We start from the raw sequence: 12,380 nt of genomic DNA on the forward strand, positions 1-12,380 counted from the left end.
ATAAAACTTTTTGTTTAATTAGTATTGCATTTCAAAACGAATTGGGTATAATAGTATTGTTTGAAAATGAAAAACATTAAGTTTACTATTGCTAAACAAAAGGAGGGGTTTGGTGGATATCGGACATAAGCTGAAGCAGCTGCGCATTAAAAATAGTTTAACGCTTGAGGAGCTGGCTTCAAGAAGTGAGCTGACCAAGGGATTTCTGTCACAGGTTGAACGAAATCTGACGTCGCCTTCCATTGCCACCTTAGAGGACATTTTGGAGGCGCTGGGAACAACTTTGGCTAGTTTCTTTCAAGAGGATAAGGATGAGAAGTGCGTCTTTACCAAGGACGATTATTTTGTTGATGAGCGTGAGGGCAGCACTGTTCATTGGATCGTGCCTAATGCCCAAAAGAATGAAATGGAACCCATCCTTCTTGAACTGGAAGTAAACGGCACCTCACAGGTTATCGATCCCCATGACGGGGAAGAGTTTGGTTATGTCCTGAGCGGCCGGATCGTTCTGGTTGACGGTGAAAGTGAATTTACAGTTAGAAAAGGGGAAACTTTTTATATTAACGGAACCAACAGTCATTATTTAAAAAATGAAAGTCAGGCTGTTGCCAAGGTGCTGTGGATTACCACACCGCCTCTGTTTTAGTGGAAAGGAGCAGCAATGAAACCACTGATTCAATTTAAAAACATCGTAAAAGAATTCGATGGTCAGCTAGTGCTGAAAGGGATAAATCTAGATATTTATGAAAACGAGTTTGTTACTCTGCTAGGACCGAGCGGCTGCGGTAAAACGACACTGCTGCGTATCCTTGGCGGCTTTTTGGAACAGACTGAAGGTCAGGTCATGTTTGATGGTGAAGAAATCAGCAAGCTGCCTGCATATAAAAGAGAAATCAACACCGTATTCCAAAAATACGCTTTATTTCCGCATATGAATGTTTATGACAATGTGGCTTTTGGCTTAAAAATTAAGAAAGAAGCTAAAGACTTAATTGAACAAAAGGTTAACCGTATGCTGAAGCTGGTAAATCTTGAGGAATATGCAAAGCGTTCAGTTACGGAAATGTCCGGCGGTCAGCAGCAGCGTGTCGCGATTGCCCGCGCTTTAGTCAATGAACCAAAGGTTTTGCTTTTGGATGAACCGCTGGGTGCTTTGGATTTAAAGCTGCGCAAGGAAATGCAGCATGAATTAAAGAAAATCCAGCAAGAAGTAGGCATCACCTTTATCTTTGTAACCCATGATCAGGAAGAAGCGCTGACAATGTCAGATAAGATTGTGGTTATGAAGGATGGTGAAATTCAGCAGGTAGGTACACCAGAAGATATTTACAACGAACCGATCAATGAATATGTCGCAAACTTCATTGGTGAGAGTAATATTGTAGACGGCGTTATGACAAAAGATTATGAGGTTATGTTTGAAGATAAGAAATTTACCTGTGTGGATTTTGGCTTTAAACCTAATGAAAAGGTTGATGTTGTAATTCGTCCTGAGGATTTAGATATTGTACCTAAAAGTCAGGGCAAGCTGCGCGGTATTGTAAAATCAGTTTTATTTAAGGGTGTGCATTATGAAATTATTGTTGAAACTAAATCAGGTACAAGTATCACAGTACAGATGCATGTATCGGATGATCGGCCAGTAATAAATGAATCAGCCCGTGAAAAAATGAGTGCCAATGTTTTCTATCTGGATGTTGAGGACGTAAAGGAATTGACAGACGCGGAAATCATTGCCCGTGCTGACGCGCAGGCATGGAGTATGGATGATGAGGAAGAATCAATCTCAATCAGTAAGGTTGAATATGATATTAAACCTGAAAAGGGAACTTATCCGGTTACCTTCTCAACCTCAAACGGTACTTCCGTTACAGTTAATATGATTGTTAAGGATCAAAACCGTGTGGTATCTAAAGAATACGGTGAAGAGATTTTCGCTGAGAATTTCTTTAAAAAAGTAGATGAGATTCAGGACAGTGTCGCCTTGGATACTGATTTAAAAATCTGGGCGAACGCGCAGGCATGGGATCTTGATGAAGATATTAAGGTAGAAATTACGACCGTTGATTATGATTTTGATCCGGAAACGATTGTACCGGGAACTTATTATGTGACCTTTAAAACGAGTGGTTATGAATATAAGGTAGATACGACAGATTATGCCGAAGTTGACAGTGTTGTCGGTCTTAAATTTGAGCCTGAAGATATTCATATCATGAGTAAGTCAGGGAGCTATTAAGCTATGAAGCAGTTTAGAAAGATGACGATTCCATACATTGTATGGATGTCGGTCATGATCGTTATACCGATGCTGTTTATCTTTATGTATGGCATTACCAAGGAAGGGAACAGTGTTGTAACCTTGAATTTCACCTTGGATAATTTTGCTAAATTCTTTGTGGAACCAATCTATATCGATGTGCTGATCCGTTCAATGCGGATTGCCGTAGTGACAACCTTCTTTTGTATCCTGCTTGGCTATCCGGCGGCTTATGCGATCTCACGCTGCAATGAAAAAACGCAGACTCTTTTGGTACTGCTGATTACCTTGCCGATGTGGATCAATATGTTAGTAAGAACGTATGCGTGGATGGGAATGCTTCAGGATGACGGCTTGTTTAATACCTTGCTGGGGCTGATCGGCATTGGCCCGGTAAAAATGATTCATACTGAGGCAGCGGTTGTCTTTGTTATGATTTATAATTTTATTCCGTTTATGATTCTGCAGATTTATACATCACTGACTAAAATGGATAAAAGCTATCTGGAAGCTGCCAGTGATTTAGGGGCGACACCGCTTGAGGCATTCAGAAAAATCACCCTGCCTTTATCTTTGCCGGGTGTAGTCAGCGGTATCACCTTAGTTTTCTTACCGGCGGTATCTACCTTTACCATTACGTCATTGATCGGCGGCGGTAAATTCTCCAACGTCGGAAATATTATTGAAACCTTATTTCTGAAATCCGGCGATTGGAATGCCGGATCGGCACTGTCTTTGATTTTAGCGGTCATCATCATGTTCCTGATGTATCTGACTAAGAAAGTAGATAAAGACCCGTCGAATGGAAGGGGGCGTATCTAATGAAGAAAAAGAAACAGCCTATTTTCAATATTTATATTGTTTTAATGCTGATATTCTTCTATCTGCCGATTATTTATACGATTTTCTTCTCATTTAATGAAACTAAATCATTAACTCATTTCAGCGGCTTCTCATTGCGCTGGTATGAAAAAATGTTTGCCGACCGCACGATGATGGAAGCCATCTGGTATACCTTTATCATCGCGATTATTGCCACGGTTGTATCAACCATCGTCGGTACGATTACCGCGATTGGTTTATCTAAATCAAAAAGAATCGTACAGAATATTGTTGAACAAATCAACAATCTGCCGATTATGAACCCGGAAATTGTTACCGCGGTTGGCCTGCTGATGCTCTTTGCATCAATCAAAGGGATAGAAAAAGGCTTTGTCACTTTGCTGCTGGCGCATATTATGTTCTGTATTCCTTATGTAATATTAAGCGTCACACCAAAGCTGAGAACTCTTGATCCAAATCTTACGGAAGCGGCGATGGATTTAGGCGCTACACCATGGCAGGCATTAACGAAGGTCATCGTACCGCAGATTATGCCGGGAATCGTATCCGGCGCGTTAATTGCCTTTACGATGTCATTTGATGACTTTGTTATTTCTTATTTCGTTACCGGCAATGGCGTCAACAATATTTCAACACTGGTATGGACGATGTCAAAACGCATCAATCCATCCATCAATGCCTTATCGACAATTATTATCGTTATTATTACCATTGGACTGATTTTGGCCAATGTTGTACCACTTTTAAAAGATAAAAAGGAGAAAAAGAGAATATGAAAAAAACACTTGCTGTACTGACAAGCGCCATGCTGCTGTTAAGCGGCTGTTCCTCTTCCAATGGCTCCAGTGATGCTGTTGAAAAATATGGTTCAGATACATTAAAGCTCTATAACTGGGGTGCCTATATGGGTGAAGATTTAATTCCTGATTTTGAAAGAGAGTTTGGTGTAAAGGTTGTTGTAGAATACTTTAATTCCAATGAAGAAATGTATACTAAATTACAGGCCGGTGATTCATATGATGTACTGGTTCCTTCCGATTACATGATTGAACGTCTGGTTAAAGAAAATATGCTTCAGGAGCTTGATAAATCAATGATTCCTAATCTTGCAAATCTGGCAGAGGGGGTTAAAAACCTGCCTTATGATCCAGATAACACTTATTCCGCGCCTTATTTCTGGGGCAGTGTAGGGATTGTATACAATTCAGCCAATGTGCCAAGTGAAAAAGTAGAAAAAGAGGGTTATGCTATTCTTCAGGATACAGATTACAAGGGCCGCATTTATATGTATGACTCAGAACGTGATTCATTTATGATCGCGCTTAAAAATCTGGGCTATTCAATGAACAGCTCTGATGATGCTGAAATTCAGGCTGCCTATGAATGGCTGTCACAGATCAACAATACAATGGACCCGGCTTATGTTACCGATGAGGTTATTGACAACATGGTTAACGGCATGAAGGATCTTGCGGTTGTTTACTCAGGCGATGCTGCTTATATTCTTTCTGAAAATGAAGATATGCGTTATTTCCAGCCGAATGAGGGAACAAATATCTGGTCTGACGGCATGGTTATTCCAGCGAATGCCAAGAATCCTAAATTAGCTAATGAATTTATCAATTATGTGTTGACTTATGAAGCATCATACGGCAATTCTGAAGAAGTTGGCTATGCATCAAGCAATCAGGAAGTATTAGATGATATGACAGCGCCAGGCGGCTTATATGAAGACAATGAAGCCTATTTGCCAAGAGTTGGTTATGCTAAAGATGAAGTCTTTGTTTATAATGCGGAAATGGTCAGCAAACTGGCTGAATTATGGCTTAAAGTAAAGGCTCAGTAAAACTGAATAGATAAAAGGGGAGCAGAGACAGAAATGTTTTTGCTCTTTTTTTCTAAAAAAGTGTGAAAAGCTGTTGCATTTTCTGATTAAATTTAATATAATAGACGAGCAATGAAAAGTTTTGGGGCCGTGGCGAAATAGGCAGACGCAACGGACTTAAAATCCGTTGGGAGCAATCCCGTGGGGGTTCAAGTCCCCCCGGCCCCACCATTCATTGTAAAACAATTAAATAGGTATGGTACCATAGCCAAGTGGTAAGGCAATAGACTGCAACTCTGTGATCATCAGTTCAAATCTGATTGGTACCTCCAGTTGGGGCCGTGGCGAAATAGGCAGACGCAACGGACTTAAAATCCGTTGGGAGCAATCCCGTGGGGGTTCAAGTCCCCCCGGCCCCACCATTCGATAGACAGAAGCTGTAACAAGTAAGAGTTCCTCTGAAAATTACAGTTTTTTTGTGCTTGAAACAGCCTCCGGTTGCTAAGTCACTTAAATTCAAGTACAATTAAATAGAAAGCAGGTGATGCTGATGCAATGTCCACAATGCAAAACTAAAATGAAAGTTAAAATGACAGATAAACAGGTTCGTTGCCCAAACTGCGGCAGGAATTATGAGGTTAAACTGAATACGATAAAAAGTATCGCGCTTATGATTATCTACTGTCTTGTCTTAAGCTCTATTACTTTGGAATTAGTGAATTATATCAATAACCCATATATTATTCTAATAATCATGATCGCCGGCTTTATACCGGCTAAATATCTGATTCTTTATGTTTTTGTACCGGTAACACTTAAACCATTATCAAGAAAATAATTTTCATTCTTCGTGATAGTAAAAAATGGTATAATATGAAAGAAGGGTGTGATCTAAATGGCAGTTGATAAGAAATATTATTTATTAAAGGATGGGACTGCTTATTTCAGTGATTTTTTATTGGATATCAGCGGTTCAGACTTTATGAATAAAAGCTTAATGAATATTGAATTAGGTGAAAAAGCAACACGGATCGGTGAAGAAACATTTGCCGGCAATTATCTGAGAAAAGTTGTTTTTCATAAGAAAATGAAGGTAATTGAAAGCCGTGCTTTCGCGAATAATAAAATTGAGAAAATTGTGTTTGAACGTGCAGAAATACCACGGATAGCAAAGGATGCCTTTGCCAATAATCCAATCAAACGGATCGTAGTGCCGTATGCTGGCTATAAATGTTACAGCGGCATGCTGCTTTCCTTGGATCTGCCGGACGGTTATGAGGTGGTTTCTGATATTGCCAATGCTTTTGCTGAATTAAACGCATCATTAAAGGGCGATGAAATCATCTATATTGAAGTTAAATCAATCTATGGTGAATTATATTGGAAGATAAAGAAGGAATCAAGCTTTATTTTTGATACACGGTTGAATCATGATCAGAACGAAGATGACTTCACCGAGATTGTAACTAAAAACGGCAATACAGTATTTATGCATACCGATGAGCATTTTGACATGATTATCTATGAAAAAGATGAAAATGGTTATAAATCAGTTACCTTTGAAGACTTTGACGGCATCTATTATGAAAAGGGGAAGAACCAATGTTAGTTTGTCCCAAATGCAGACTGCCGCTTGTCAGGCATGAGAAAACATATCACTGTTCAGCAAGGCATTCCTATGATATTGCGAAAAAAGGGTATGTAAATCTGGTGTTAGGCAATCAGAAAATCAGCGGTGATTCTAAGGAAATGGTTGATGCCAGAACCTTGTTTTTATCTGCTGGTTATTATCAGGTGCTGGCTGATAAACTGATTGAACTGCTGAAGGAAATAAAGCCGGATATGCTGATTGACGCAGGCTGCGGAGAGGGCTATTATACAAGACAGTTTCATGATTGCGGCAATCAGATCATAGCATTTGATTTAAGCAAACCGGCATTGAATACCGCGGCAAAGCTGGATCAGGATACCATTTATGCGATCGCTTCGATCTTTGATATGCCGATTGGTGATGCCAGTGCGGATTGCGTGGTCAATATTTTTGCACCGACACCCGTTGATGAGATAAACCGAATCTTGAAAAAGGACGGTATTCTGATTAAGGTAGGGCCGGGTGCCAAGCATCTGCACGGACTCAAGGAAGTGCTTTATGATGAGGTCTATGACAATGAAGAAGAAAGCGTTGAATTAAAGGGTTTAACGCACATTCAAAGAGTAAATGTAACAGATCAGATTCATTTAATGTCTAATGATCAGATCAAGGCATTATTCATGATGACGCCTTATTATTGGAAAACGAGCCAGGCATCCGCAGCTCGCTTGAACACGTTAACCGAATTATCAACTGAAATCGATTTTTTGATTGATTTATATCAAAAATAATGTCCGAATTATGACATTTCATTGCCGATAAACGAATGGGACTTAACGATAGTTTGTGTAAATTGTATAATGTAGACGTAAGATTATTGCCTTTAATCTAATCGATATGAATAAATGTAATAATATATTTCAACGAGCCTTAATCAGAGTGTTTGCGTCAAATTTAGGGGTTTATGCTGATGAGGTGTCTGTTTGTGCGCATTATTGTTTTATTTATATTTAATCACTTGATGTTATATCCTTTGTGAGATATAATTATTAAAGGATATGGTTAGCAATGGGTATACCAATCTCAAAAATTGGTGGTTTTTCATGAAAAAACTGGAGGGTAAGAAAATGAAAAATTTAAAAAACAAAAAAGGTTTTACATTGATTGAATTGATTGTGGTTATTGCTATTTTAGGTATTTTGGCACTGTTCTTGTTGCCACAGTTCATGGGTTATAGTCAAGATGCGAAATTACAAGTAGCAAAAGCTAATACTCGTACTGTTTGGACAGCTGCAAAAGCTGCGGAGACTACTTCTGAATATAAAGAATTTAAAGATTTGACTGCTTTTACAAAAGAAGTAACTGATAAATTAGGTACTTCGTTTACTGTAGCTGACGTAAAAGTCGAAGCTACAAAAAATGCTGATGGAAAAACTTGGTCATTAACATCAGTTTCATATAAAACTAATGGTGTTACATGTACTTATAAACCATCAGCAGATGAAGATGATATTAAGTGTACTACAACAGAATAATATCTAATCATATAGGACATACTTCGGTATGTTCTTTTTAAGAGGTAACTTTATGAAAAATAAAAAAGGCTTTACTTTAATTGAATTGATTGTAGTAATCGCTATCTTGGGGATATTGGCATTATTTTTAGTGCCGCAGTTTATGGGTTATGCAGATGATGCCAAAATGCAGGTTGCTAAAGCTAATTTACGTACTGTGTGGTCGGCGGCAAAGGCTGTTGAAGTAGCACAACAATATGATACTACTATAAATGCTGATAATTTTAATGAAAAGGTAATAGAAAAACTTGGCTCGAGTTTTGATGCTGATGAAGTTGATGTCGAGTTTGATGGAGAAAAAGGAATTGTAATTTCTGCCACTTACAGTACTGGTGATTACATATGTGATACTATAAACGGAAGTGATATCAACTGTACTATATATAGAGGTGATTGAGAAAATGATAAATTAAATAAGCAATAGCTACAAGTAAATATGCTATGCAGTCTAATTTTCAAGAGGTGACTTATGAAAAATAAAAGAATCAAGAAAATTTTTCCTTTTAAAGGACTGATTATCGCTGTTTCTTTACTCTGTATCTTAGTCATATTTTTGGGTATACAATTAAGAAATTATTCCAAGGGTGTAAAGGTTCAGGTCGCAAGAGCTAATACACATACGGTCTGGATCGTTGCAGATCAGATTCTCTTCACTAAGGAATATGATACAAGAATTACTAAGGATAATTTCACTGAAAAGGTTGCTGAGAAGCTGGGTGCTAGTTTCAGTATTGATCAGATCAGTATAACTTTAAGCGATGATGGTAAGTCAGTAACATATGTGTCTTATGTTAAAGATGGTATCGCTTGTGAAACATTAGATGGCGAAGATATTCTGTGCGGTAATTATTGATTAAATTCTATTGGGAAGGTACATTTCATGTGTATCTTCTTTTTTCTTCTTTTCACTTCTACTATTCTTTGTTATAATAAATAAAGCTGAAAGGTGGAGATTTTATGGCGTTTGAATCATTGACGAATCGTTTGAATAAAGCGTTTAGAGATATTACAGGTAAAGGGAAATTAACTGAGAAAAATATGAATGACATGCTGCGTGAAGTGCGTATGTCATTATTGGAAGCGGATGTTAACTATAAGGTAGTTAAGGATTTTATCGATCATGTAAAGGAAAAGGCTTTGGGCGCGGATGTTATGTCTTCGCTGAATCCAAGTCAGATGGTTGTTAAAATCGTACATGATGAGATTGTTGAATTATTAGGTACTTCTGAGGCGTCAATCAATTTTAAGTCCAGCGGTATTACAACTATCATGATGGTTGGTTTGCAGGGTACTGGTAAAACTACGGCTTCCGCAAAGATTGCGAATGTATTGAAGAAGAAAAAGGCGAGAAAGCCATTGTTAGTTGCCTGCGATATTGTCCGTCCGGCGGCAATTGAACAGTTAAAGACATTAGGAAACAGCATTGATGTGGAAGTGTATAGTGAAGGGGCAGATGTACCAGCGCTGACACAGGCTAAAAATGCAATGGAATATGCGAAGGCTAACGGTTATGACACAGTTTTATTTGATACTGCCGGCCGTCTGCATATTGATGAAGAATTGATGCAGGAGCTTGCGGATATTAAAGAAGCGGTTCAGCCTGATGATATTTTGCTGACCGTTGATGCGATGACCGGTCAGGATATTGTGACCGTAGCGCAAAGCTTTAATGAACAGTTGGCTGTGACAGGTTTAGTTCTCACTAAACTTGACGGTGATTCAAGAGGCGGCGGTATCTTATCTGTACGTGCAATCACAAATGTTCCTGTGAAGTTTGTTGGTCAGGGTGAAAAGGTTGATGATTTAGATATCTTCTATCCGGATCGTATGGCTGACCGTATCTTGGGTATGGGTGACATCATGACCTTTGTCGAACAGGCTCAGGAAAAGATGGACATGGAGGAACAGGCTAAAGCGGCTTCTAAAATGATGAGCGGCAAATTTACGCTGGATGATATGCTGATGCAGATCCGCCAGATGAATAAGCTGGGCAGTCTTGGCGGCATCATGAAGATGATTCCGGGAATGTCGCAGATGGCCGGTCAGATCGATGAAGCAAAAGCTGAAGGTCAAATGAAAAAGACAGAAGCGATTATTCTGAGTATGACGATGGAAGAACGTGAAAATCCAGATATACTGCGTGCTTCACGCAAGAGCCGTATTGCGAAGGGTTCAGGCACTCAGGTTGCGGATATTAATCGTTTAATCAAGCAGTTTGAACAGACTCGTCAAATGATGAAAATGATGGGTAATATGGGCAAGAACGGTAAAATGCCGAATATGGGTGCGTTAATGGGTAAAAAGCCTAAGAATAATTTTGGTGGTTTTGGCCGCCGCCGTTAATTGAATAAAAAAATAAAGATGTTAAGGTAAAAACCTTGACACCTTTTTATTTGTATGGTAGAGTAGTATTCGTTAAGTTAACGATTAGGAGGAAATTAAGATGGCTGTTAAATTAAGATTAAAGAGAATGGGTTCAAAGAAATCTCCATTTTATAGAATTGTTGCTGCTGATTCAAGATCACCAAGAGATGGTAGAATCATCGAATCTTTAGGTTATTACAATCCTACAAAAAACCCTGCGGAAGTAAAGATTGATGCTGAATTAGCTATGAAATGGCTGAACAATGGCGCACAACCAAGCGATACTGTTCGCAACTTACTGTCTAAAGACGGTATCATGAAACGTTTTCACGAAGAAAAAAACGCTAAATAACAATGATTGATTTCGAAAAGGTTCTATATGATCTTTGCAGTCCAATTGTTGATGACAAGGCCAGTTTATCGGTTAAGTTAATGTCAACGTTGGATGAAAAGGAAATCTTGCTTTATGTTTATGCGAATAGTGAAGATGTAGCTAGATTAATCGGACGTAAGGGCAGTATGGCTGGTTCTATCCGTCAGATGATGTCAGTTGCTTCCCGCAAGGAAGATAAGAAAATTACGATTAAATTTGAATCTTATTAGGATGCTTATCAGCATCCTATTTTTAAAGAGGAGGAATCATGATGCAGATTGAAATTGGAAAAATCATCAATACTCATGGTATTAAGGGTGAACTTAAAATCATCAGCAGTACGGATTTTGAAGAAGAGCGTTTTGCTGTCGGCAATACGGTAAATATTCAATTCGGCAAGGAACTGGTGCCAATGGAAGTGGCTAGTTTTCGGCGTCATAAAGGATGTCTTCTCGTAGCTTTCAAAGATTTGCTGAATATTAATTTTGTTGAGAAATATAAGGGCTGTGTAATTAGTGTTGATTCTGATGAACTGCAAAAGCTTGATGAGGATGAGGTGTATTTTTATCAGCTGCTGGATTGTCAGGTAGTGGATGAAGAAGAAAATGAATTAGGTAAGGTAGTAGAAATCATTGAAACGTTGGCGCATGATACGTTAAGGGTGCGCAATGCTGAAGGTAAAGAAGTGCTGATTCCTTATGTGGATGCCTTTATTGTTGATGTGGATGTTGAGTTGAAGAAGATTGTCGTGCATGTGATTGAGGGGCTGCTATGAAAATAACAGTATTAACACTGTTTCCTGAATTTTTTGATTCCTTTAGGTCAACCTCGATCATCGCCAGAGCTTTAGCTAAACAGGAAATAGAATTTGAGACGGTTGACTACCGTTTGTTTACTAAAGATAAGCATAATCATGTTGATGATACACCATGCGGCGGCGGCGCGGGTATGGTATTGATGGTTCAGCCGATTGCGGATGCGCTGAAAAGTGTCAGAACAGAAAACAGCTACGTTGTATTGTTAACGCCGCAGGGTACACCATTCAAACAACAGATGGCGCATACATATGCCGGCTATGATCATTTGATTTTAATCTGCGGCCATTATGAAGGCTTTGATGAGCGTATTCGCTCTTTAGTTGATGCGGAGGTGTCGATTGGCGATTATGTGCTGACAGGCGGTGAAATCGGCGCTATGGCTATCAGTGATGCGGTTTTCAGATTATGCACAGGTGTCATCAGGGAAGCAAGTCATGAGGATGACAGCTTTGAGAATGGCTTGCTGGAATATCCGCAATACACAAGACCCATTGATTATGAGGGGCAGCAGGTGCCGGAAGTTTTATTATCCGGTCATCATGCTAACATTCGTAAATGGCGTTTGAAAGAATCATTGAGAAAGACTTATCTGCGAAGACCTGAATTATTAAAGGACAGAGTCTTTACAAAAGAAGAAAAAGTGCTTTTTGATGAAATATTGGCAGAAATTGATAAAAAATAATTGCAATCTTAAATATTCTGTGATAACATTAAAAGGCTGTTAAAGCACGA

16 protein-coding genes and 3 tRNA genes are annotated in these 12,380 nt (G+C 38.8%); all 19 read left to right on the forward strand.

Annotated elements, in window-relative coordinates; all coding sequences use genetic code 11:
- The first annotated feature begins 112 nt into the window (after positions 1-112).
- A complete protein-coding gene (locus DAHG_RS07390; protein ID WP_022937705.1) occupies positions 113-646 on the forward strand; it encodes a helix-turn-helix domain-containing protein in 534 nt (177 codons plus the stop codon).
- A 15-nt stretch (positions 647-661) separates the two neighbouring features.
- Complete coding sequence (locus DAHG_RS07395; RefSeq protein ID WP_022937706.1) at positions 662-2,239, forward strand: ABC transporter ATP-binding protein; 1,578 nt, start codon at positions 662-664, stop codon at positions 2,237-2,239.
- Positions 2,240-2,242: 3 nt separating this feature from the next.
- Positions 2,243-3,082, forward strand: a complete 840-nt coding sequence (locus DAHG_RS07400; RefSeq protein WP_022937707.1) for an ABC transporter permease — start codon at positions 2,243-2,245, stop codon at positions 3,080-3,082.
- Positions 3,082-3,879 carry an ABC transporter permease gene (locus DAHG_RS21640; RefSeq protein WP_022937708.1) on the forward strand — a complete coding sequence of 266 codons (798 nt, stop codon included), beginning with the start codon at positions 3,082-3,084 and terminating at the stop codon, positions 3,877-3,879. The genes DAHG_RS07400 and DAHG_RS21640 overlap by 1 nt, the downstream gene beginning before the upstream one ends.
- On the forward strand, positions 3,876-4,949 hold the full coding sequence (locus tag DAHG_RS21645; RefSeq protein ID WP_022937709.1) for an ABC transporter substrate-binding protein: 1,074 nt from the start codon (positions 3,876-3,878) through the stop codon (positions 4,947-4,949). Before DAHG_RS21640 ends, DAHG_RS21645 begins: the two co-directional genes overlap by 4 nt.
- Before the next feature lie 123 nt (positions 4,950-5,072).
- Positions 5,073-5,159 (forward strand) — tRNA-Leu (locus DAHG_RS07415).
- A 27-nt stretch (positions 5,160-5,186) separates the two neighbouring features.
- Positions 5,187-5,260: transfer RNA gene (locus tag DAHG_RS07420), tRNA-Cys, on the forward strand.
- A gap of 3 nt (positions 5,261-5,263) precedes the next feature.
- Positions 5,264-5,350 (forward strand) — tRNA-Leu (locus DAHG_RS07425).
- A gap of 128 nt (positions 5,351-5,478) precedes the next feature.
- Positions 5,479-5,766 carry a hypothetical protein gene (locus DAHG_RS07430; RefSeq protein WP_022937710.1) on the forward strand — a complete coding sequence of 96 codons (288 nt, stop codon included), beginning with the start codon at positions 5,479-5,481 and terminating at the stop codon, positions 5,764-5,766.
- A gap of 57 nt (positions 5,767-5,823) precedes the next feature.
- Positions 5,824-6,537 carry a leucine-rich repeat protein gene (locus DAHG_RS07435; RefSeq protein WP_022937711.1) on the forward strand — a complete coding sequence of 238 codons (714 nt, stop codon included), beginning with the start codon at positions 5,824-5,826 and terminating at the stop codon, positions 6,535-6,537.
- The gene (locus tag DAHG_RS07440; RefSeq protein WP_022937712.1) at positions 6,531-7,310 is read left to right on the forward strand and encodes a putative RNA methyltransferase; all 780 of its coding nucleotides are present in this window, start codon (positions 6,531-6,533) and stop codon (positions 7,308-7,310) included. Before DAHG_RS07435 ends, DAHG_RS07440 begins: the two co-directional genes overlap by 7 nt.
- Before the next feature lie 312 nt (positions 7,311-7,622).
- Entirely contained in the window at positions 7,623-8,054 is a 432-nt protein-coding gene (locus tag DAHG_RS20500; protein ID WP_022937713.1) for a type II secretion system protein, read from the forward strand.
- A gap of 52 nt (positions 8,055-8,106) precedes the next feature.
- Positions 8,107-8,490, forward strand: a complete 384-nt coding sequence (locus tag DAHG_RS20505; RefSeq protein ID WP_022937714.1) for a type II secretion system protein — start codon at positions 8,107-8,109, stop codon at positions 8,488-8,490.
- A gap of 72 nt (positions 8,491-8,562) precedes the next feature.
- Positions 8,563-8,946: a hypothetical protein gene (locus DAHG_RS07455; RefSeq protein ID WP_022937715.1), complete on the forward strand. Its 384-nt coding sequence runs from the start codon at positions 8,563-8,565 to the stop codon at positions 8,944-8,946.
- A 104-nt stretch (positions 8,947-9,050) separates the two neighbouring features.
- Entirely contained in the window at positions 9,051-10,436 is a 1,386-nt protein-coding gene (gene ffh / locus DAHG_RS07460; RefSeq protein ID WP_022937716.1) for a signal recognition particle protein, read from the forward strand.
- 100 nt (positions 10,437-10,536) lie between these two features.
- Positions 10,537-10,809, forward strand: a complete 273-nt coding sequence (gene rpsP, locus DAHG_RS07465; RefSeq protein ID WP_022937717.1) for a 30S ribosomal protein S16 — start codon at positions 10,537-10,539, stop codon at positions 10,807-10,809.
- 2 nt (positions 10,810-10,811) lie between these two features.
- Positions 10,812-11,060, forward strand: a complete 249-nt coding sequence (locus DAHG_RS07470; protein ID WP_022937718.1) for a KH domain-containing protein — start codon at positions 10,812-10,814, stop codon at positions 11,058-11,060.
- A gap of 38 nt (positions 11,061-11,098) precedes the next feature.
- Positions 11,099-11,605, forward strand: coding sequence for a ribosome maturation factor RimM (rimM, locus tag DAHG_RS07475; RefSeq protein ID WP_026880872.1), 507 nt, complete (start codon positions 11,099-11,101; stop codon positions 11,603-11,605).
- Positions 11,602-12,330, forward strand: a complete 729-nt coding sequence (gene trmD, locus DAHG_RS07480; RefSeq protein ID WP_022937720.1) for a tRNA (guanosine(37)-N1)-methyltransferase TrmD — start codon at positions 11,602-11,604, stop codon at positions 12,328-12,330. Before rimM ends, trmD begins: the two co-directional genes overlap by 4 nt.
- Positions 12,331-12,380 lie beyond the last annotated feature (50 nt).

Origin of the sequence: Dielma fastidiosa (genome assembly GCF_000313565.1) — a bacterium.
Taxonomy (GTDB): domain Bacteria; phylum Bacillota_I; class Bacilli_A; order Erysipelotrichales; family Erysipelotrichaceae; genus Dielma; species Dielma fastidiosa.